Source organism: Arcicella sp. GW458-12-2-14-TSB2, from assembly GCF_059423785.1.
In genome coordinates, this window is sequence record NZ_JBWKYN010000013.1 from 22,397 (window position 1) to 43,171 (window position 20,775).

The 20,775-nt window shown below is 35.8% G+C and carries 22 protein-coding genes; 13 read left to right on the forward strand and 9 right to left on the reverse strand.

Annotated features, from left to right (window positions below; all coding sequences use genetic code 11):
• Window positions 1-203 precede the first annotated feature (203 nt).
• Complete coding sequence (locus tag AC07XN_RS03300) at window positions 204-1,442, reverse strand: tetratricopeptide repeat protein (RefSeq protein WP_309924684.1); 1,239 nt, start codon at window positions 1,440-1,442, stop codon at window positions 204-206.
• Window positions 1,443-1,633: 191 nt separating this feature from the next.
• Here AC07XN_RS03300 and hpt point away from each other — a divergent pair, with 191 nt between their 5' ends.
• From hpt to glpK, 4 genes are all read left to right on the forward strand, one after another.
• A complete protein-coding gene (gene hpt / locus AC07XN_RS03305) occupies window positions 1,634-2,173 on the forward strand; it encodes a hypoxanthine phosphoribosyltransferase (RefSeq protein WP_309924682.1) in 540 nt (179 codons plus the stop codon).
• 196 nt (window positions 2,174-2,369) lie between these two features.
• Complete coding sequence (locus tag AC07XN_RS03310) at window positions 2,370-3,449, forward strand: alpha/beta hydrolase (protein WP_494742023.1); 1,080 nt, start codon at window positions 2,370-2,372, stop codon at window positions 3,447-3,449.
• 236 nt (window positions 3,450-3,685) lie between these two features.
• Entirely contained in the window at window positions 3,686-5,278 is a 1,593-nt protein-coding gene (locus AC07XN_RS03315) for a glycerol-3-phosphate dehydrogenase/oxidase (RefSeq protein ID WP_309924680.1), read from the forward strand.
• A 64-nt stretch (window positions 5,279-5,342) separates the two neighbouring features.
• Window positions 5,343-6,833, forward strand: a complete 1,491-nt coding sequence (gene glpK / locus AC07XN_RS03320) for a glycerol kinase GlpK (RefSeq protein ID WP_494742024.1) — start codon at window positions 5,343-5,345, stop codon at window positions 6,831-6,833.
• A gap of 73 nt (window positions 6,834-6,906) precedes the next feature.
• Here the strand turns inward: glpK and AC07XN_RS03325 are convergent, their stop codons facing one another.
• Window positions 6,907-7,899 carry a YhdH/YhfP family quinone oxidoreductase gene (locus AC07XN_RS03325; RefSeq protein ID WP_494742025.1) on the reverse strand — a complete coding sequence of 331 codons (993 nt, stop codon included), beginning with the start codon at window positions 7,897-7,899 and terminating at the stop codon, window positions 6,907-6,909.
• Window positions 7,900-8,038: 139 nt separating this feature from the next.
• On the opposite strand from AC07XN_RS03325, the gene AC07XN_RS03330 reads away from it, so the two are divergent.
• The 4 genes from AC07XN_RS03330 (at window position 8,039) to AC07XN_RS03345 (ending at window position 11,053) form a co-directional block, all read left to right on the forward strand.
• A complete protein-coding gene (locus AC07XN_RS03330) occupies window positions 8,039-8,383 on the forward strand; it encodes a winged helix-turn-helix transcriptional regulator (protein WP_494742026.1) in 345 nt (114 codons plus the stop codon).
• Between the two features lie 89 nt (window positions 8,384-8,472).
• The gene (locus AC07XN_RS03335; RefSeq protein ID WP_494742027.1) at window positions 8,473-8,934 is read left to right on the forward strand and encodes a GyrI-like domain-containing protein; all 462 of its coding nucleotides are present in this window, start codon (window positions 8,473-8,475) and stop codon (window positions 8,932-8,934) included.
• 285 nt (window positions 8,935-9,219) lie between these two features.
• Window positions 9,220-10,245, forward strand: coding sequence for a dienelactone hydrolase family protein (locus AC07XN_RS03340; protein ID WP_494742028.1), 1,026 nt, complete (start codon window positions 9,220-9,222; stop codon window positions 10,243-10,245).
• A 94-nt stretch (window positions 10,246-10,339) separates the two neighbouring features.
• Window positions 10,340-11,053 (forward strand): endonuclease/exonuclease/phosphatase family protein, encoded by a 714-nt coding sequence (locus AC07XN_RS03345; RefSeq protein ID WP_494742029.1) that lies wholly within the window; start codon window positions 10,340-10,342, stop codon window positions 11,051-11,053.
• Window positions 11,054-11,089: 36 nt separating this feature from the next.
• On the opposite strand, the gene AC07XN_RS03350 is transcribed toward AC07XN_RS03345, so the two are convergent.
• The 5 genes from AC07XN_RS03350 to AC07XN_RS03370 form a co-directional block, all read right to left on the reverse strand.
• Complete coding sequence (locus AC07XN_RS03350; protein ID WP_494742030.1) at window positions 11,090-11,470, reverse strand: type II toxin-antitoxin system VapC family toxin; 381 nt, start codon at window positions 11,468-11,470, stop codon at window positions 11,090-11,092.
• Entirely contained in the window at window positions 11,452-11,682 is a 231-nt protein-coding gene (locus AC07XN_RS03355) for a hypothetical protein (protein ID WP_323251845.1), read from the reverse strand. Before AC07XN_RS03355 ends, AC07XN_RS03350 begins: the two co-directional genes overlap by 19 nt.
• Window positions 11,683-11,765: 83 nt before the next feature.
• Entirely contained in the window at window positions 11,766-13,010 is a 1,245-nt protein-coding gene (locus AC07XN_RS03360) for a sulfate adenylyltransferase subunit 1 (protein WP_309924563.1), read from the reverse strand.
• 116 nt (window positions 13,011-13,126) lie between these two features.
• Entirely contained in the window at window positions 13,127-14,068 is a 942-nt protein-coding gene (cysD, locus tag AC07XN_RS03365) for a sulfate adenylyltransferase subunit CysD (RefSeq protein WP_309924564.1), read from the reverse strand.
• A gap of 130 nt (window positions 14,069-14,198) precedes the next feature.
• Window positions 14,199-14,888: a phosphoadenylyl-sulfate reductase gene (locus AC07XN_RS03370; RefSeq protein ID WP_309924566.1), complete on the reverse strand. Its 690-nt coding sequence runs from the start codon at window positions 14,886-14,888 to the stop codon at window positions 14,199-14,201.
• A gap of 304 nt (window positions 14,889-15,192) precedes the next feature.
• On the opposite strand from AC07XN_RS03370, the gene AC07XN_RS03375 reads away from it, so the two are divergent.
• Complete coding sequence (locus AC07XN_RS03375; RefSeq protein ID WP_409014251.1) at window positions 15,193-15,888, forward strand: AlbA family DNA-binding domain-containing protein; 696 nt, start codon at window positions 15,193-15,195, stop codon at window positions 15,886-15,888.
• Here AC07XN_RS03375 and AC07XN_RS03380 read toward each other — a convergent pair.
• Window positions 15,885-16,550, reverse strand: a complete 666-nt coding sequence (locus AC07XN_RS03380) for a hypothetical protein (RefSeq protein ID WP_309924567.1) — start codon at window positions 16,548-16,550, stop codon at window positions 15,885-15,887. The genes AC07XN_RS03375 and AC07XN_RS03380 overlap by 4 nt on opposite strands.
• Before the next feature lie 212 nt (window positions 16,551-16,762).
• Here AC07XN_RS03380 and AC07XN_RS03385 point away from each other — a divergent pair, with 212 nt between their 5' ends.
• The 4 genes from AC07XN_RS03385 to AC07XN_RS03400 all read left to right on the forward strand — a co-directional run bounded on the left by AC07XN_RS03385 (window position 16,763) and on the right by AC07XN_RS03400 (window position 19,752).
• Entirely contained in the window at window positions 16,763-17,521 is a 759-nt protein-coding gene (locus AC07XN_RS03385; protein WP_494742031.1) for a helix-turn-helix domain-containing protein, read from the forward strand.
• Window positions 17,522-17,552: 31 nt separating this feature from the next.
• Window positions 17,553-18,719, forward strand: a complete 1,167-nt coding sequence (locus AC07XN_RS03390; protein WP_494742032.1) for an FAD-dependent oxidoreductase — start codon at window positions 17,553-17,555, stop codon at window positions 18,717-18,719.
• A 167-nt stretch (window positions 18,720-18,886) separates the two neighbouring features.
• Window positions 18,887-19,144 carry a hypothetical protein gene (locus tag AC07XN_RS03395; RefSeq protein WP_494742033.1) on the forward strand — a complete coding sequence of 86 codons (258 nt, stop codon included), beginning with the start codon at window positions 18,887-18,889 and terminating at the stop codon, window positions 19,142-19,144.
• Entirely contained in the window at window positions 19,144-19,752 is a 609-nt protein-coding gene (locus AC07XN_RS03400; protein WP_494742034.1) for a hypothetical protein, read from the forward strand. The genes AC07XN_RS03395 and AC07XN_RS03400 overlap by 1 nt, the downstream gene beginning before the upstream one ends.
• Window positions 19,753-19,914: 162 nt before the next feature.
• Here AC07XN_RS03400 and AC07XN_RS03405 read toward each other — a convergent pair whose 3' ends face one another.
• Window positions 19,915-20,517, reverse strand: coding sequence for a YkgJ family cysteine cluster protein (locus tag AC07XN_RS03405; protein ID WP_494742035.1), 603 nt, complete (start codon window positions 20,515-20,517; stop codon window positions 19,915-19,917).
• Window positions 20,518-20,775: the final 258 nt, after the last annotated feature.

A 20,775-nucleotide genomic window follows, 5' to 3' on the forward strand; every position in this document is an offset into this window, starting at 1 on the left:
GTCAAATTCATTTTTTTGACCAAGTAGAGGTTTTAGTTAACTAAAAAAGTTATTCAATAAAGCAAAGAAGTCATTATTTTTTAAGATAATGAATCCTAAATATAGCTAAACTTGATGGGTTTTACCAAATAATTAATCACAAATTTAAGGCTTGATAATAAAAAAGTCGCTTTATAGAATAAAGCGACTTTTTTTAGTTTTAATTATTTTTTCTTCCTTCGTGCCTTTTTTGCTTCGGTTAGTAATTTTTTTGCTTCTTCTCTTTGGGAAGATTTTCGCTCAGAATCATCTATTACCTGTTTGTAATACTCTATCGCAGTATCATAATCTTGGTCTTGCGAAGCTATTTTTCCTAGGGCTATCATCGATGACCAATAATAACCAGAATTAGTCGACCCAGTTTGTTTAGCAAAGTCTATTGTTTTTTGAAAATACGTCTTTGCTTCTTTGTTATCTCTATCATAATTCATTGCATAATAACCCAGAATATAAGCAGCATATCTACCACTCACGCCTTCATAACCAGGATAATGCTCGTCTATTTTTTGCAAAATACTTTTGGCAATGGTTTTAGCCTCAGTAACACGACCAGCAACAAAGGCACTTCTAGCATAGAATCGTTGAAAAAACGGATTGTCTGGGTACGTCTCATACGTGTATTTTGACAAATTCAACGCTTTTTCATTCATGTTTTCTAATCCATAAATCTGTAATAAAAAGTAGCGTGCCTCTGTACGGGTATAAAAAGCATTATAACTTACCTTTTCTAACTGACTTATTCCTTTTGGTTTATCTCCTTTAGGAAACAACCAAAGTACTGGACGAAGCATGGCATAATTTTCTTTTACATAATGGAAGTAATAATTATAAAGACCATCACCAAACATCAATTCTGGACTAAAATCAGAGAAACTTCTTGACCTATCAAGGTATTTTAGTGCATTTTTTGCAGCAAAAGTAGCCTTCGTCCAATGTTTTCTTTCAGAATGCAAACGACCTTTAAAAGCATAGGCTGCCGCCATGAAGAATGCCGCCTCGGGGTTTTCAGAATCATCCCATATTTTCTCAGCCTTTTCAATACTTTTATCCATGTATTCTATACATCGCTCATCGTAAATGACATTTTCAGTATTAGGCACAATTTTCCACCACTCCATCAATCCCAATAAAAATTCAGGAAGAGGATGGTCGGGATATTTTACTTTCAAATAATTAAACTCGCGTTCGGCTTCATAAAACTTGAAATTATACATGTGATTAATAGCCTGTGTCGCCTCTATTTGTACCTCTGTCGTAAGCAAAAGCATTCCTTTTGAACGTTCCTGTTCTGCTTTCTCTGTATCTTTCCACCATTGTGCGTTAGCCATTTGCTGTTGTGAAACCAACAAACTGCACAAGAGGAATACTTTTATATAAATCGATAAATCAAATACTTTTTTCATGGTGATTGTCTTTTCTGGATGTAAATTTAAGGAAATTTTAAGTATTGCTCTAACGAATGATACAACGAAAAGCATTATTAAAAAGTGTCATTTATCCAGATATTCTATTCACAAGAGTAATTACTTGCTTTCTAATGATTTGGCGAGCTCTATAGATTAGCGTATTTTTACAAATTAGAAATCAAGTATTTATGAAATCCACGATACAAGTACACGATAAACATTTTGAAGTATTTATCGAACAAAGCATTTTAGAAAAGCGCATCAATGCCCTTGCTACTGAAATCAACCAAGACTACACAGGAAAACAACCTTTGTTTTTAGCTATTCTGAATGGCTCATTCATGTTCGCTGCTGAACTGATGAAATCTATTTCGGTGAGTTGCGAAATCACTTTCTTGCGAGTTTCTTCTTATCAAGCAACAGCATCTACAGGGAAAGTACATCAGATTTTGGGCTTAACTGAAAATATAGAAAATCGAGACATCATCATTATTGAAGATATTATTGATACTGGACTAACGATGGTTGAAATCAAAAAACAATTGTTGGCTCAAAATCCAAGTTCTTTGTCAATTGCTACGCTTTTTCAAAAACCAGAAGCTTTAAAAGTGCCTATTGATGTGCAATATGTCGGATTTGATTTGGAGAATAAATTTGTATTGGGCTATGGATTAGATTATGATGGATTAGGAAGAAATCTGGCAGATTTGTATGTATTGTGTGAATAGTGCAGTACAAAGCTTTAGACTATCGCTAAAGAACAAGGATGCGTTTGGTACAATAGTTGCATTAATACTTGTATATCGAAAAGAAAGGTCTCATAACTGATGCTCAGCTTGTTACACACAATATTCTATATTGGAATATTGTTATAAAAAAGCAAATATTATTAATTAAATTTGTGGTTCGACAAATAAATCACTAATGAGTAAAGGCGTATTATATTTTGAACTAACAACCCCCGTTGAAGACAATAGACCCGTATTTATTTCAGGGAGTTTCAACGAATGGCTGCCCAATAAAGAAGAATTCCGTTTAAACAAAGTTGAAGACGGAAAATATGAATTCAAGTTACCAGATAATATCAAACTGCCAGAAAGCTTTGAGTATAAATATACCAAAGGAGGATGGAATCAAGTAGAATTAGATGAATTTGGTAAACCTACAGCCAACAGAATATCTAAAGTAAAAACAGGAGTTCTAAAAGACTTTGTACCACACTGGCGACTAGATGGCGAAAATCTTTCTGGGGATTTAATGCCTGAAATCCGCTTAATTTCTGATGCTTTTGAGATGCCGCAGTTTGATAGAAAACGTGCTGTATATATCCTTTTGCCTCATGATTACGAAACATCCGACAAACACTATCCTGTAATTTATTTACAAGACGCTCAGAATTTATTTGGCGGAGGTTCTGTATTTGGAAACTGGGGAATTGATAAGCAATTAGCCGTTTTGGCAGCTCGTGGGCATGGCGATATCATTGTTGTGGCAGTAGCACACGGTGGTGAACAACGCTATCAAGAATATTCGCCCTATAACAACCCAAAAATGGGAAAAGGACAGGGTAGAAAATATACTCAGTTTTTGGCTAAAACGCTAAAACCATATATTGACAAAAACTTTCGTACACGCCCAGAAAGAGAATTTACGGGTATTGGCGGAAGCTCGCTAGGAGGCTTAATCAGTATTTATTCAGGCTTGATGTTTCCAGAAGTATTCGGGAAATTGATGGTTTTCTCGCCATCACTGTGGGTTTCACCTAATATTTACTTTGATGCGATTGATTTCATTTCACATTTGCCAACCGACATTTATGTATATGCGGGTGGTGACGAAGGAACGATGATGTTACCAAATGTGGAAAAACTAAAGCAGACTTTCCAGAGACAAGGCATCAGAAAAACGGATATTCATCTTTCGTATGACCCTGATGGAATGCACAACGAAGACCAATGGGGCAAAGAATTCCCTAAAGCGATAGAGTGGTTATTCTATAGTTAGTCATTCATGAAAAATTTAATCTTCAAACGGCTCATTTATTTACATTTTTGTAAGTAGATGAGCCGCTTTTTTGTTTTTATGTTTTATGAAATGTTATGGCATTTAGGTTTGTTATACCATTAGATAACTTACAGCATATCATTGCTGTAAATTATTAAATATCCTCTATTTTTGCTTATTGCTGTCAGTCCTTTTTTATGAGTATATTTTGTTAATATTCAGGTAAATTATCCATTATGAATCGTATAGAACAATTAAGTAAAATCTCGTCAATAGAACAATTTGATTTGTGCATCATAGGTGGCGGAGCAACAGGTGCAGGTATTGCATTAGATGCAAGCCTAAGAGGTTTAAAAGTATTGTTAATTGATAAAGCTGATTTTGCAGGTCAAACTACATCTAAGTCTACCAAACTTATTCATGGTGGAGTACGCTATCTTGAGCAAGCTGTAAAAAAATTGGATTGGGAACAGTACAAAATGGTACAAAAGAGTCTCCATGAAAGAGATACCCTTATCAAAAATGCCCCTCATCTCACTCGTCCATTAGCCTTATTAACACCCTGTTATTCTTGGATTGAAGGTATTTACCTCACAATCGGCTTAAAACTCTATGAATGGATAGCAGGTAATCATGGTATTGGTGCTAGTAGATGGCTATCAAGAAAAGAAGCGTTGAAAACCATTCCTGAACTAAAAAAAGAAAACCTAACCTCCGCAGTATTATATTACGATGGACAATTGGATGATGCCCGTTATTGTTTAGCGATTATCCAAAAAGCAGAAGCCTTGGGAGCAACCGTTTTGAACTATGCAGAAGCCCTTCGGTTTGAAAAAGATAATGAAGGAAAGCTAACTGCTTTGACGATTAAAGATAATGTGAGCAATAATACATTAACTGTTCAGGCGAAAGTATTTATCAATGCTACGGGGCCTTTTGCAGACCATATCCGTAAGATGGCTAACACAAAATTGAAACCTCGGATGAAAGTAAGCAGAGGGGCTCACATTGTTTTGCCTACCAGTTTGATGAAAAATGAAACTGCTATCTTAGTACCCAAAACGGATGATGGAAGAGTTTTGTTTATCATTCCTTGGCAAGACCATTTGTTGGTAGGTACAACCGACGAAGAAGATAAACTTTCTGAAAATCCAGACTTAGAGTCATACGAAATTCCGTATTTATTAAGTTATGTAAATCGTTATTTAGAAAAAAACGTAACACCCGAAGAAATCACCAGTGGTTTTGCGGGACAAAGACCATTGCTCGGAAAAGCTGAAAAAAGTTCTGATACCAAATCGCTAGTTCGTGACCACGAGGTGGAGATTGACAAGAGCAGTCAATTAGTAAGTATCATGGGTGGAAAATGGACTACCTATCGCTTAATGGCTAAAGACACCATTGACCATATCTATGAAACCATCTGGCATAAAGAACCTGTACTTTGTACATCTGAACATCAATTATTGCATGGTGCAGAAGGGTATCATTTTGAGGATTGGCAACAACTTGTCAGTCAATATCATGTTTCCCCAACAATAGCACAGCACTTAATGAAAAAATATGGTTCATTGGCAGCAACAGTATTAAGTTTAACGAACAATCAGCCTGAACTGAAAGAGTTGGTTCATCCTAATCATCCATTTATCAAAGCTGAGATTGTATATGCTATCCAAGAAGAAATGGCTGTTACTACCCAAGACGTGCTAAACAGGAGGTTAGGATTAGGATTAAGAGATGCGCAAGCCGCCAAAGAATCAGAAGGTTTGGTAGAGGCTTTTTTAAGTACTGGAAAAACATTTATCAATCATCAAAATATTAGTAATTAATCAATTATTTACAACGCTCTAATTTATTCAATTACCTAATTAACTATCAAAAACACTCTTTAAAATGTATATAGGCTCTATTGACCAAGGGACTACCAGTACCCGCTTCATCATTTTCGACAAACAAGGCAATCAAATTTCTGTCGGACAAAAAGAACATTCTCAGATATATCCACAAGCTGGCTGGGTAGAACACGACTCAGACGAAATCTGGAGCAATACACAGGAAGTAATCGGGCTAGCATTGGGCAAAGCCAACCTTTCGCCTTTAGATATTGCAGCGGTAGGCATTACCAATCAACGAGAAACAACAGTAGTATGGAATAAATTCACTGGTCAGCCTTATTACAATGCCATTGTATGGCAAGATACCCGCGTTGGCAACATGGTAGCAGATTTAGCCAAAGAAGGCGGAGCCGATTGTTTCCGTGAAAAGACAGGGTTGCCTTTAGCTACTTATTTCAGCGGTTTGAAGCTAAAATGGCTTTTAGAAAACGTTGAAGGACTAAGAGCAGATGCTGAAGAAGGAACGGCTATTTTTGGGAATATGGATACGTTTATCATCTGGCATTTAACGGGCGGAACAGATGGCGGAATCCATATTACCGATGTAACCAATGCGAGTAGAACCCAATTGATGAATTTGAAAACCTTAGCTTGGGACGATGAGATACTCCAAAAATTAAATATTCCTAAAGCAATGTTGCCCGCCATAAAATCAAGCAGTGAAGTCTATGGCGAAGCTCGTGGTGTACTTTCTGGTGTACCCGTAGCAGGAGATTTAGGCGACCAGCAAGCGGCCCTTGTTGGGCAAACGTGTTTTGCGGCTGGTGAAGCCAAAAACACTTATGGTACAGGTTGTTTTATGTTGATGAATACAGGCGAGAAAATAACGCCTTCGACTTTTGGGTTACTCACTACGGTAGCGTATCAATTCGGAAATCAGCCTGTAAAATATGCATTGGAAGGCTCGGTTGCCATTACGGGGGCATTGGTACAGTGGCTTCGTGATAATTTAGAAATCATTAAAAATAGTGCGGAAATTGAAATATTGGCAAATGCTGTAGAAGATAACGGAGGGTGTTATTTCGTCCCTGCTTTCTCTGGTTTGTATGCCCCTTATTGGCAAGCAGATGCACGTGGTGTAATTGTAGGATTGACACGCTATGTTACCAAAGCCCATATTGCTAAGGCCGCTTTGGAAGCTACCGCTTATCAAACCTTGGAAGTATTAGAGGCGATGGAAAAGGATGCGGGCATTGAAATTTCTTCGCTAAGAGTAGATGGCGGGATGGTAGTAAACGAAACGTTAATGCAATTTCAGGCAGATATGGTAGATGTCCCTGTGGTTTGTCCTGCTATGATAGAAACCACCGCTTTGGGTGCTGCTTATGCCGCAGGCTTAGCCATTGGCTATTGGGAAGACCTAGAAGACTTAAAACAAAACTGGGGTATTGCACAAACGTGGACTCCTAATATGGAGGCATCAAAAAGAGATAAACTTTATCATTATTGGAAAAAAGCCGTGACTCGTAGCTTTGAGTGGGAAGAATAATAAATCCGTAGCACGAGTTTTCAACTCGTGTCACATTAATTTGACGAGTTGAAAACTCGTGCTACGGATTAAATTATAGCTTAACAATCGTTTTCCCCACAGCTTTTCCTTTCAACATCAAATCTAATTTGTCGGGTACTTCCTCTAAGGAAATTTCATGGGCAAGCAATGCTAAATTATTTGGTTTCCAGTCTGTCGCTAATTTTTGCCAAATGTTCTGTCGTAAAGGCATTGGGCATTCTGCTGAATCTATTCCAAACAATGTATTGCCACGCAAAATAAAAGGTAATACAGTAGTATGTAATTCAGCAGAAGCCACTAATCCACAAATGGCCGCCGAGCCACCATACGTTAAAGACTTCAACGCTGTTGCCAAAATATTCCCGCCAACGGTATCAACCACCCCTGCGTAAACAGATTTTAACAATGGTCTCCCCGACTGGTCGTCTAATGCTTCTCTTCCGACTATTTCACTAGCGCCTATTTTCTTTAAAAAATCAACGGCTTCAGGTTTCCCTGTGACTGCTACAACTTCAAAACCTAATTTTGCAAGCATCGCAATGGCTAGCGTTCCTACTCCGCCCGTCGAGCCTGTTACTAATACTTTCCCTTTTTCAGGATTTAATCCATGATTAAGTAACGCATTGATGCACATACCAGCCGTAAAACCAGCCGTTCCGTTAATCATGGCTTCTTTTAATGTTAATCCATCAGGCAATTTCACAATCCACTTGGCTGGTACACGAATATATTCTGCCAAACCTCCAGCAGTATTCATCCCTAAATCATAGCTAGTAACTATTACTTGGTCTCCTACCTGAAAATCAGCAGAATCACTGGCTTCAACGACACCTGCGGCATCAATGCCTGGGGTATGCGGATAGTTTTTGCTTACACCTTTATTTCCTACTGACGACAAGGCATCTTTATAATTCAAGGCTGAATACTCTACTTTTATTAATACTTCACCTACAGGCAAATCTGAAATCTCTCTTTTTATAATATTCCTGACATACTGCTTCTCGGCATTTTCGGAAATCACTAAGGCTTTAAAAGAATGGCTCATGGTTTTGTGTTTGTTTGGTGAAACAAGCTATATTTATATTGTAAACCTCTACAAAAAAACATTGAAAGTCAAGTAGTTACAAACCTTACAGTTACTTACAAAAAGTACAGTTCTTCTGATAATCAAGTACTTAATTTTTATGATACTAGAAAAAAACTATATCGAACACGATTGTCCTTCGGATGTATTTATGAAAATCCTGAAGGGAAAATGCAAAACCACCTTGATTGTTTTGATAAAAAAAGGAATAAACCGTTTTGGCGAAATGAAAAGAACCTTGCCAACCATTAGCGAAAGAATGTTAGCCAAGCAATTAGACGAACTTGAAGCCGATGGTATTTTAACAAGAACGGTATTTGCCGAAGTACCCTTGAAGGTAGAATATAGTTTAACGGAATATGGCGAAACACTATATCCGATTGTAAAGGAAATTAGGCGTTGGGGTAGAATCCATCAAGAAAAAATATTGAAAATAAATGTATAATTGATTTTTGCACTGACATACTGTTGTCAGTAAGCCCTATTTACTTTGCATTGTTAACAAAAAACATAAACCTCAAAATATAAATTAACATGCAAGTACAAGTAAAAGAAATCCCTGCTCAAAAGTATTTTATCTACCGTACTGAGACTACGCTTTTGAACATAAATGCCATTGCCATGCGTGAGATTGACACGCTGTATGCTACAGCAGGACAATTGGGCTTAGACACCACAGCACCTCTTGAGTTTATCTATTGGGGAGCTACAGGTGATGTAGAAAAACCATTTACATTGGAAATTGCATTGCCTGTGGGAAATCAAACAGTAGAAGTTCCTTCACCTTACGAACTAGTTGAACATCCCGCTTTCAAAGCTTTCGCCTATACCCATTATGGCGATTTTAGCAACATTATGCCTGTTTATAAAGAGCTTTTCAACAATTTATTCGCACAAGGGCATAAGCCAACCACCCAAACGAGAGAGGTATATATCAAGTGGGTAGATTTGACTTCTTCTGAAAATGTTACGGATATTTTATTGGGAATTGAGTAGAGTTTGGAATGTAGATTTACCTTTACAATGCCTATCATGGAAATGTATTTCTTTGATAGGCATTGTATTTATCGATTTATTATCAATAACGAATGTTGAATAAACACCAATGAGAACCTTAGATTTATTCCTATTTGTGGCAGAACACGATGACCATTGCTAAGCAAGAATATTAGAAATAGCGAGGGTAGATACTAATTTAATTTTCTTAAAAGATGTTAAACAGATTGTCATTTAAAGTTAAATTGCTTTGTTTTATTTCATGAATAATTTTATCCGAAAACCATGAAAAAAACAGTTTTACTCCTCTTATTTCTTCTTATTAATATTGATGGATTTTCTCAAACTAAAAACCTAGAAGAACTCTGTCAAGTTTTTCATCTGCCAAATAAAAAAGATACCATCACCTTTATTGTATTTGGTACAAAACAAGATTTAAAAATCAAAAAACCTCTTTTCTTTTTCCGCCAAGGTTCACAGCCAAGACCATTACTCGAGATTTATCAAGGCAAATACTACCCCCAGATGCCTTTTAGTATAAAACCCTATCAAAAGGATTATCATTTTGTGATGCTACAAAAATCAGGGACTGTTTTTGTAGCAGATTCTGCTTATATGGCTCAATTAGAAGATGGGCTAAAAACTGGCAATCCAAGATTCTTCACGAAAGAATACCAAGAAAATAACAATCTTGACAAAGCAACGGAGCAATGTAACCAAGTATTTAATTTTTTAGTAAAACAGCCTTGGATTGATACTCGTAAAATCGTGTTTTGCGGAGGTTCTGAAGGATTTACGATTGGGGCTAATTTGGTAGCTAATTATAATAAATCTATAACCCATACTATTCTTTTTTCTGGCCATACTGGCAGACGATTTGAGTTTGAAATCTATCAGATTCGCGATGCAATCAAACAAGGTAAAATGGATGCAAATGAGGGACAAAAGCAAATAGAAGAACTTTATAAGTTTTGGAAAGATATTACTACATATCCAAAGGCAACAGATAAAACATTGGGTGATACCTACTATGCATGGCATTCATTTTCTACAAAGAATATTGATAATTTGCTTAAAATCAATACTCCGCTATATATCGCTTATGGTACTGAGGATAATGAAATTACGATAGGCTTAGATTATTTACCGCTAGATTTTATAGAAAAAGGAAAAAAGAATCTAACATTGAAAGCTTATCCAAACCATAATCACCAGTTTTTTGAATTGAAAAAAGATACTACTGGAAAAGTAATTGATAAGGTTTATCGTGGGAATGATGTAGCCAAAGATTGGATGGAATGGTTAAAATAATTATCAATAAATGCTAATTATTTTCGTCCTTGCAGGATAATAGTCATAAGCATTAAAACAAATTGTTCTAGATATTATATACAGCATGTACAGCATGAAAATTATTGTTTGGAATTGTAATGGAGCTTTGAGAAAAAAGTTTGAAAGTATTTTAGACTTTAATGCAGATTTGATTATTGTTCAAGAATGTGAAAATCCTGCTGAATCAAAAGATAAAAAATACATCGATTGGGCGATAAACTACTTATGGATAGGAGATACAAAAAACAAAGGTCTTGGTGTATTTGCCAAACAGCACATTGATTTGAAGCCCTTAGATTGGTCGGATATTTATAACGGTCATAGAGTCAAACATTTTCTCCCTTGCTCTATAAATGGAAAATTTGACCTACTTGCAGTTTGGACACATCAAAATAATTCACCCAATTTTGGCTATATAGGTCAGTTCTGGAAATATTTACAGATAAATAAACATAAAGTAAGTAATGCTATCATTGCAGGTGATTTTAATAGTAATACAATATGGGATCAATGGGACAGATGGTGGAATCATTCCGACGTAGTAAAGGAGTTGAAAGAAATAGGGATTGAAAGCCTTTATCATACTTTCACAAACGAAGAACAAGGAAAAGAATCTCAACCTACCTTTTACTTACATAGGAATATTTTAAAACCGTATCATATTGACTATTGCTTTGCTTCAATGCAATTCGTTGATAATCTAAACAATATTACAGTAGAACCTTTTGAAAATTGGAAACATTTAAGTGACCATTCGCCAATGATAATAATATTTGAGGATAGATAGAATAAGTAATAAAGTCAAAATATGATTCAACCTCGGTTACAACTCATAAGGATTGATAAATTTCAAATCAGTAATTCCATGAAAATCCTTTAAATTACGTGAGATTAATGTTAAATCTTTTGCTAAAGCTGTAGCAGCAATAATTGCATCTGGGAGTTTTACTTTGTATTCCTGTCTGATATTAATGGTAATATCAACTAAGGTTGTATCTACGTCATGAATCTGTGAAAATGATACAAACTTTTGAAGTAGTTCGTATTCTTCATGAGTAATATTTTTAGTGGCAAATAATTCTATATGGGTGATGATAGATATTTCTGGATTGATATTCAATAAGAAGTCTTTTCCATTAGCAGGAATTTTTCCATTACAAAAATCAATAATAGCATTTGTGTCTATTAAATATCTTGTTCCCATTCATTACGCATTTGTTTAATATTATCATGAATTTTTTGAGCAGATTCATCTGACATTTTTCCCCAAAAGTCAGCCATGGTAACCTTCTTAGGGAGCTCTTCAACGATTTCTTCAATCGCATATACGAGTACTTCTATCTTTTTCCCTACATATTCTTGTGGTACAGATAAAAGAATATCTCTCTGTTGTGGAATAATACTTGTTCTTAACATCGCTTAAAAGTATTTATCGTAAACAACAATCACTCTTCCAAAGAATGAAAGAGTGATTTATAAACAAATGTAATATGTTATTACTATAAAACAAATCCAACCCCAACGGTTGAGTTTGTTTGGTCGTCCACTAATATAAAGGCGCCGTTTGCAGGGTTGTATTCATATTTATCTGCAAAAATTGGCTTGGCAGTTTTCAAGACGATCTCTCCGATTTCGTTCAATTTCAATTCAGCAACTGCATCTACAATCGTATCTTGGTTCACTACGTCAATTTTATTATTCAAAGCTACTACTTTCGCTTTTGAATCATTAATGCCATGCTGAAGGATATAAGTTTTACCTGAAACCAATGGTTTAGAATCCATCCAGCAAATTCTTGCAGTGATTTCTTTCAATGGCTCAAGTGTTGAAGTAGATTTCACCAACATATTACCACGAGAAACATCTACGTCTGTTTCTAAAGTAATTACTACAGATTCCTTCGCTCCAGCTTTTTCTAATTGCGTACCGAATTTTTCAATCGTTGCAATTTTAGAATTTTGTCCAGTTGGCAAAACTGTGATTTCATCTCCAACAGAGAAAGAACCACTAGCAATTTTACCTGCATAGCCTCTATAATCATGGAATTCTTCCGTTTTTGGACGAACCACAAATTGAACAGGGAAACGGGCTGGCTTTTTAATTTCGTCGAAATTGGTAGATTCCAATTCTTCTAACAATGGCGCACCTGTAAACCAAGGCATTTCAGTTGACTGAGTAGAAAGATTTTGTCCGTACAAAGAAGACATTGGAATGAAAGTAATTTCCTGTCCTTCAAAAGATACTTTATCAGCCAAAGCCTGAACTGCATCTTTGATTTCGTTGAAACGTTCTTCCGAATAACCTACTAAGTCCATCTTATTCACACACACAATTACTTTCGGAATACGAAGCATTGATGAGATGAAGAAGTGGCGGAAAGTTTGTTCCAAAACGCCATTACGTGCATCTACTAAAATCATAGAAACCTTTGTATTTGAAGCCCCAGTAACCATATTACGGGTATATTCAAAGTGACCAGGCGTATCTGCAATGATGTATTTACGTTTTGGCGTCGAGAAATAAATATTGGCTACGTCGATAGTGATACCTTGTTCACGTTCGGCGATAAGGCCGTCTGTTAATAATGATAAATCTAAAAAGTCTAAACCTTTACGTTTTGAAGCAGCTTCTAATGCTTCAATTTTATCACGCGTGATTGATTTTGTTTCGTATAAAAGTCGTCCGATGAGGGTACTTTTTCCATCATCCACCGAACCTGCTGTTGCTATTCTTAAAATATCCATCTTTTCTATTGAGTGATTGAGTGAATTGTGAGTTAGTGAATGAGTGAGTTTTAAACTTTATTAGTTTTGGATGATATAATAAATCACAACTCACTCATTCACTAACTCACAACTCATCAAAAATATCCTTGTTGTTTACGTTTTTCCATCGCTGCTTCAGAACGTTTGTCGTCTATTCTGGCACCACGTTCTGAGATTTCTGCTGATAGGATTTCACCGATAATATCGTCTAATTCTATTGCTTCAGACGCTACAGCCGCCGTACACGTCATGTCGCCAACGGTACGGAAACGAACGGTTTCTTCAAAAGGAATTTCTTCTGCATCTTTATTCAAATATTCAGAATCTGCCCAAAGCATTCCATCACGTTGAATTACCTGACGTTTGTGTGAATAATAGATAGAAGGAATCGCCATTTCCTCCTCTTTGATATAATTCCAAACGTCTAATTCTGTCCAGTTTGAAATCGGGAATACTCTTACGTTTTCACCGATAGCAATACGACCATTCAACATATCAAACAATTCTGGACGTTGACGCTTAGCATCCCACTGTCCAAAATCATCACGAACAGAGAAAATTCGTTCTTTCGCACGTGCCTTCTCTTCGTCACGTCTTGCACCGCCAATACACGCATCGAATTTAAACTCTTCGATAGCATCTAGTAAAGTAACCGTCTGCAAGGCATTACGAGAAGCATATTTTCCTGATTCTTCTTTTACTTTTCCTTGGTTGATAGAATCTTGTACATAACGTACTATCAATTCTGCCCCCGTCTCTTTAGCTAACCAATCACGAAATTCAATGGTTTCTGGGAAATTGTGACCCGTATCTACATGAAGTAAAGGGAAAGGAATTTTTCCCGGATAAAAAGCTTTTTGAGCTAAACGTACTAACGTGATAGAATCTTTCCCACCAGAAAACAAAAGCGCTGGTTTCTCGAATTGAGCTACAACCTCACGCATAATATAGATTGCTTCGTCTTCTAATTCACGAGGGAAAAAACCAAATTTCGGAGTGGAAACTTCTGGACTTGGATTTTTTAAATTATCAACCATATTTTTAATTTTTTATTAACTCTTTGACTGTCAGCTTTAAGCAATGAGCTACAAGCTTTTTGTACTTTATATTAATCACAATTGCAACGATAGACTAGACTACTCATCACTCAAAATTCATAACTCATCACTAACTATGTAAGCCACATTCCTTTTGTGATGCTTCCCACCACCAACGTCCTGCACGTGGATGTTCTCCTTCTTGGATGGCTCTGGTACAAGGTGCACAACCAATTGAAATAAATCCTTTTCTGTGTAAAGGGCTATCTGGAACCCTGTTTTCTTTCAGATAAGCCAACACATCTTCGTAAGTCCAATGAATAAGCGGATTGTATTTAATGACATTATTGTTATTATCCCATTCAACAATTTCCATATCAGAACGGTTCTCTGATTGCTCCGCACGCAAGCCTGTAATCCAGATTTCGGCACCTGCCAATGCTCTTTTCAAAGGCTCTATTTTACGAATACCACAACATTCTTTACGGTTTTCAACAGAAAAATAAAAGCTATTAAATCCTTTTTCTTTTACTAAAGCTTCTACTTTGGCAGTGTTCGGAAAATAAGTCTCAAATTCTTTTCCGTACTTATTTTTGGTGGTATCCATCAGCTCATAAGTCTCTTGGAATAAACGACCAGTATCAAGCGTAAAAACTTTGATAGGAAGATTGTTCTTAAAAATAGCATCGGTAATTACTTGGTCTTCCTGACCGAACGATGATGAGAAAACTACATTTCCATAGTTTTCAGCCATATAACTTAGCCCTTCCGTAAGTGAAAGACCTTCTAAGGCTTGTTTTAACTGACTTAAATCTGACATAAGCAATCCTGAATTTTATCCTCGTATCCGAGCTTGGCAAAATTTCATATCTGCTTAGTTACACTTGGCAAACTTTTCGGCTTTTAGACTTGTTAATCCTTTAGCAATTAGTTCTAACTGGTAGCTAAGTAATTAGGAGTACAAAGTTAGACAAAGTCTATTAAAAAAAATCATATAAAGTCTATTAATTGGGTAGATTTTAGCTAAAATATTTTTAAAGCAAAAAAAATTTCGTACTGCTAAATCTGTTATCTTTAAAACAAATCCATATCTGTTTATAAGAATACCTAAATCATAAATCTGTATGAATCAGGCACTTGTATCCTATTTTGAGAAGACTGAGAACCACAGTCGCGTGTCAGGAATGAAATTAAAGGATTTAAAGAGCCTTGTTCGTCAAGGAGAGAATATTCAACTTGAGTTTAAGCTGAAAGCAAATCACCCTGAAAAAATTATCCGGGAAGTTGTAGCCTTTGCCAATACAAAAGGAGGTACTTTGCTGATTGGTGTAGGTGATGATAAAAGTATTCCAGGCCTCAAATTCGTCGATGAAGAAGAGTATATCTTAGTCCGAGCCATTGAACGAAACTGCTTCCCTCCTATTTCGTACGAAATTGAACGAGTTAGCGTGACTGACGACCGTGAGGTTTTGGTCATCACGATTCCGAAAAGTAAAAAAAAGCCTCATTACGTACAGCTTGAATCCGAAGAAATGGGTAAGGCCTATGTGCGTGTTGCCGACCGCTCAGTACAGGCTAGTAAGGAGATGAAGCAAATCCTACGCCGTGAAAATGAAGAAGGTATTCAATTCACCTTTGGCGATAAGGAAAAAATTCTAATGTCATATCTATCAGAAAACACAAAAATTACCCTTCCAGAATTTGCTAAAATAGCCAATATTCCTCTTTGGCTAGCTTCTAGAACCTTAGTTTTGTTGGTACTGGCCAATGTGCTAAAAATACAACCTCATGAAATTCTGGACTGGTATTTAGTCGCTTAGTCAAAATCTTTTTTCTCATAATAAGGAGCTTGACTTGGCACATCTATTACGGGCGGTTTCCACATAATTTTTCTTCCGAATTTGAACGTAAAACCAGCACTAAAACTAAGCATATTCGATAATCCAGTATTGCCATAAACAATTCCTGTATGCTTTATTTTCAAGAACAATCCCATTCTGTCAGCATTTTCTTGAAACTGTATCCCTACACTTGGGGAAAAGCCCCAATTGACTGAGCTTCCAGAAGGAATGTTTTTGGCAAAACCAATATAATTAGGGTCTATCTGAGTTTCGTAACTGGTGAAATAAGCACCAGTTTCTAGTCCCACAAATGGTTTAATGAATTTCTTGCTATAGAGATAATACTCTGCTCCGAAAGATACTGGAACAACATCTTTGTAGTAATAACCATAAATTTTTGTGCTATAATCAAACCGAGATTGTACCGCTAATGCGACTCTCATTTTATTAATGCCAGAATAAGCTGTTAATTTTAGCTTTTCAGAAAGGTGCTTGCGTAGGCTGATATCTAAACCCGAACCAGAATAACTGCCATCGTCACCAAAAGTTGGTTCTGTTACATAACTAATTCCCGTGCTGACTTGGATTTGCGCTTGAAGGAAAAGAGGGAAGAATATCAAAATAAGTAACAGTTTTTTCATATTCAATTCGGTTTATATACAATAACGAATATACAACTTTTTTATATTGCTAGTCTTCTGACTGTCAATTATTTGAGAGCTTATCTTGAAATTTCTTCATATAAAACTGAAAAAGAGAAAAAAGAGGTAGTTACTAGCGGTAGATATGATTAATTTTAAACGATTAATTACGGTCTAATAAGTTTTTGTTTTCTCCAGTTAATGTTTTCACCATGCTGAAAAACGATTTTGAATATCAATTTATTAAGCCTGATGTGTTGCTTTCAGACTACGTTGATTATTTTTGGTTGGTTGCCAATCATTCTGAAAATGATAAACAGGTTATTGTTTTACCTGACGGCAGGGTCGATATTTTATTTTCCTATTCAGCTTCCGAACCTTTCCATGTTGTTCTTTTGGGCTTAGAAAGTCAAGCTACGCAAACAACATTTGCCAGCCAAACAGTCATTTTTGGTGTTAGCCTCAAACTCTTAGCTATTGAATATTTACTTCATACTAGTATTTCTTCTTTACTCGATGATGTTCAAGTTTTGCCCACTAGCTTCTGGGAATTTAAACAAGAAGATTTAAGCAACTTTGAGCTTTGTTGCCAAAAAGCCACGCATAAAATCAGTCAATTGATAAAAGGCAATATTGACAACCGTAAACGGAAACTATTTGAGTTAATCTATTCCTCAAAAGGCTCAATGAATATCACTACATTATCTGAGGAAGTAGCTTGGAGTAGCCGACAAATAAACCGATATTTTAATCAAACCTTTGGTATCTCTTTAAAATCCTACTGTAATATCCTACGCTTCAGGGCTTCGTTTACACATCTGAAAGAAGGAAAGCTTTTCCCAGAACAAAACTTTACTGATCAGGCACATTTTATTAAAGAGGTAAAAAGGTTTTCGGGAGTAGTACCGAAAGAGTTGAGCAAAAATAAAAACGACCGATTTATACAATTTTTAGCACTACCACCTGAATAGCTTTGTAGCGTATTTAAAACAAGCTATCAAAATGTTAATCAAAGATAAAAAAATCGCAATTGTTGGAGGTGGTCCTGGCGGACTCACCCTTGCTAGACTTTTACAAATGAAAGGTGCTGATGTAAAAGTATATGAAAGAGATGCTAATAGAAATGTAAGAGTACAAGGGGCGACTTTAGACCTTCATTTGGAATCAGGACTTAGAGCCTTAGAAGAAGCAGGTTTAATGAATGCCTTTAAAGCAAATTATAGACCTGGGGCAGATAGAATCCGTGTCTTAGACGAGCATGCAAAGATTTTCTATGACCAACACGCAGGAGAGAGCATCGAAGCTTTTGGAGAAGAATGGTTTAGACCAGAAATAGACCGTGGTCCACTAAGGGAAATCCTATTAGATTCCCTACAAGCTGATACTGTTGTATGGGATAGTCATATTTTATCCCTTGAACCGATAGCAAACACATGGAAATTAGTTTTTCAAAATGGTAATATTGCCATCGCTGATATAGTTATCGGTGCAGATGGTGCAAACTCTAAAATCAGACCTTTTATTACGCCCATTAAGCCTTTTTATTCAGGCATAACAGCCCTAGAAGGTAATGTTTATGATTCAGCAAAAAATGCTCCTAAGATTCATGAGCTATTAAAGGGAGGAAAAATATTTGCCTTTGGTGATGCTAAAACATTGATAGTAAGTGCCAAAGGAGATGGCAGTTTAGCTTTTTACACAGGCTGTAAAATGGATGCCACTTGGGTAAAAGACAGCGGTATTGATTTTACCGATAATAAACAAGTATTAGCGTGGTTTAAAAACGAATATGCAGCATGGGATGCTATTTGGCAAGAATTATTTGAATATGATAAAGGTTATTTTATTCCAAGACCTTTATATTGTATGCCTTTAGACCAAAGTTGGGAGGCAAAAGCGAATATTACTATGCTTGGAGATGCAGCACATCTAATGCCCCCTTATGCTGGCGAGGGTGTCAATATGGCCATGTTGGATGCAGTAGAATTAAGCGAGGCTTTAACTACTTCAGCATATCCAACGATACAATCAGCCATTGCACATTATGAAAAACAGATGTGTTTAAGGTTTGCGGAAGTAGCACAAGAAACCTTGAATAATACCGATTGGATGCATTCTCCAAATGGTTTGCAGATAATGCTAGATATGTTTAATGAAATACCAAGTTAGTCACTAAAACTGGTCGTGGGTTTTCCACGACCTAACATTATACAATTAATCATCACATTTTTTTTACTTGTTTGAAAAATGAGCAGACATCCACTAGAAACTGATAATATTTTTTATTTAATTAATCGAAAAGTATTATATTTAAAAATCTTCAACTATTAAAAGCTATGGCAGTAAATACTAATAAAGGACATCGTACAGGTGCGGTAAAAAAAAGGTCTCAATTTTATAATGCTTCCACTGGTCATTACATTAAACGTGATACTGAAACAGGAAGAATTTTAGAGGTAAAAAAAGATGGGCTACCTTTTAAAGGTGTTCGTAAAGAAGCTCCTGAAATAGACTATAAAGCAAACCCTTCTGTTAAAAAATCAACTGCGACTAAGGCTGAACGCGCAGTAGTAAAAGTTTTAGGCAAAAAATAGTGAAAAAGAATATAGACCCAAACTACACCAGTAATGTATTTATCAATTGCCCATTTGATGATACTTATAAAGCTCTTTTCCAAACGATTGTTTTTACTATCCAAGCTTGCGGGTTTATACCAAGATGCGCTTTAGAATATGACGATTCTGATGATGTACGCATTCAAAAAATCAATAGCCTTATTGCAAATTGCCAGTATGGTATTCATGATTTATCATTATCTGAACCCCGTTTTAATATGCCATTAGAGTTAGGTATTTTTATTGGATGTAAACAATTTGGAGATGTTCAACAACAAAAAAAGAAATATTTGATTTTAGAAAAAGAAGCTCATCAATCCAAAAAGTTTATTTCTGACCTTAGTGGACAAGATGTAAAAGCTCATCAGAATAACCCTCAAATGCTTATACGTAGTATTAGAGATTGGCTCTCAAATAAAACGCAAAGAAAACTTCCTCATTCTCCTAATCTACTAAATAAGTACGAAGCTTTTATGAATATTTTACCACAATTGTGTGAAAGTGAAAGTTGGGTTAAAGAAGAATTAACATTCATAGAATATACAAGTTTAGTACATAGTTGGTTGGTTAGTAGCAAATCTGTATGATTTACAAAAAAATCAAAGTCATTAGGTCGAGTAGATTCAGTAACAATATGCTCTGTAGTTAAGAATACTTTTAGAAATAATAGTAGACAGAATTATATTTACCTATGTTAAAGTTACGACCTGAGCATGTATTGAAAATGTATTTTTTATACCCGAAAGACCTTAAATTTCTATTGTTTCAAGACTTTCAGCATAATAAAAATGATTTAAAACCATTTCTAATGCCAGCTCTATGGCTTTGTTGATGGGGTATTGTTCTTGAGACAGCGGATAGTCTATCGCTGAAAGTTTTGAATGGTAATAACTTATTTGTGGCACTAGCATTCCTGCTTCTGCTTGTTGAGTAAGCTCCTGATAAGCTACAGGATAAGCGGCTTTAATTTCTTTACAAGTAACCATTTCTGGTTTATTTTCTTTGTTTCGGCGAAAAGAGAAGCCAAAAAGGCGGCAAATCATGGCTCGATAAGTATAATCGCTACAACCTCCATTGTTTAAAGGAGTTAAGGCAGGTTTATACAACATACAAATAGCTGTTTGGGGATTGGCTATCAGCTCATTATAAAAAAGCTCGGCTTTGTTTTCCTGATAAAGATGATAAGCAAATGGAAGAAGTTCTAAGATAGTGGCTCCAACATTTGGCGACTTACAACAATTGGAACAGCCACTCAAACACGACAGTCCACTTTTTGCTTGTAAATTAGCCAAATCGGCATTTAGTTCGGTATAAAAATTTGTTACAGCATTTACTTTTTCTACTAGCCTCATTCCGTTTCTCCCTTGGGGTTAAAAATATTTAACCCTATACGTATATTTACGGAAAGCTCTGGCTACGATGTAAGGTAGGTAGAATAGCTGGTAATTCAAGTTTATAAAAATTATAAGGAGTATTTAAAAAATAATAGTTGATCTCAAGGAAGATTATCATAATGTATATCTTTTCAAACAGTAGGAATTCGTTGTCCATCAATCATAAAAAAAACGGTCTAAATTAGTTTAGACCGTTTTTTTATGATTTTAAAAATC

Coding starts and splice junctions, on each gene's coding strand:
- AC07XN_RS03325 (WP_494742025.1), bottom strand. CDS start 7,899: ATGAGCCATTCTTTTAAAGCCTTAGTGATTTCCGAAAATGCCGAGAAG.
- AC07XN_RS03370 (WP_309924566.1), bottom strand. CDS start 14,888: ATGTCAGATTTAAGTCAGTTAAAACAAGCCTTAGAAGGTCTTTCACTT.
- AC07XN_RS03310 (WP_494742023.1), top strand. CDS start 2,370: ATGAGTAAAGGCGTATTATATTTTGAACTAACAACCCCCGTTGAAGAC.
- AC07XN_RS03375 (WP_409014251.1), top strand. CDS start 15,193: ATGAATCAGGCACTTGTATCCTATTTTGAGAAGACTGAGAACCACAGT.
- AC07XN_RS03390 (WP_494742032.1), top strand. CDS start 17,553: ATGTTAATCAAAGATAAAAAAATCGCAATTGTTGGAGGTGGTCCTGGC.
- AC07XN_RS03300 (WP_309924684.1), bottom strand. CDS start 1,442: ATGAAAAAAGTATTTGATTTATCGATTTATATAAAAGTATTCCTCTTG.
- AC07XN_RS03380 (WP_309924567.1), bottom strand. CDS start 16,550: ATGAAAAAACTGTTACTTATTTTGATATTCTTCCCTCTTTTCCTTCAA.
- cysD (WP_309924564.1), bottom strand. CDS start 14,068: ATGGTTGATAATTTAAAAAATCCAAGTCCAGAAGTTTCCACTCCGAAA.
- AC07XN_RS03345 (WP_494742029.1), top strand. CDS start 10,340: ATGAAAATTATTGTTTGGAATTGTAATGGAGCTTTGAGAAAAAAGTTT.
- AC07XN_RS03315 (WP_309924680.1), top strand. CDS start 3,686: ATGAATCGTATAGAACAATTAAGTAAAATCTCGTCAATAGAACAATTT.
- AC07XN_RS03360 (WP_309924563.1), bottom strand. CDS start 13,010: ATGGATATTTTAAGAATAGCAACAGCAGGTTCGGTGGATGATGGAAAA.
- AC07XN_RS03385 (WP_494742031.1), top strand. CDS start 16,763: ATGCTGAAAAACGATTTTGAATATCAATTTATTAAGCCTGATGTGTTG.
- glpK (WP_494742024.1), top strand. CDS start 5,343: ATGTATATAGGCTCTATTGACCAAGGGACTACCAGTACCCGCTTCATC.
- AC07XN_RS03395 (WP_494742033.1), top strand. CDS start 18,887: ATGGCAGTAAATACTAATAAAGGACATCGTACAGGTGCGGTAAAAAAA.
- AC07XN_RS03350 (WP_494742030.1), bottom strand. CDS start 11,470: ATGGGAACAAGATATTTAATAGACACAAATGCTATTATTGATTTTTGT.
- AC07XN_RS03335 (WP_494742027.1), top strand. CDS start 8,473: ATGCAAGTACAAGTAAAAGAAATCCCTGCTCAAAAGTATTTTATCTAC.
- AC07XN_RS03355 (WP_323251845.1), bottom strand. CDS start 11,682: ATGTTAAGAACAAGTATTATTCCACAACAGAGAGATATTCTTTTATCT.
- AC07XN_RS03340 (WP_494742028.1), top strand. CDS start 9,220: ATGAAAAAAACAGTTTTACTCCTCTTATTTCTTCTTATTAATATTGAT.
- hpt (WP_309924682.1), top strand. CDS start 1,634: ATGAAATCCACGATACAAGTACACGATAAACATTTTGAAGTATTTATC.
- AC07XN_RS03330 (WP_494742026.1), top strand. CDS start 8,039: ATGATACTAGAAAAAAACTATATCGAACACGATTGTCCTTCGGATGTA.
- AC07XN_RS03405 (WP_494742035.1), bottom strand. CDS start 20,517: ATGAGGCTAGTAGAAAAAGTAAATGCTGTAACAAATTTTTATACCGAA.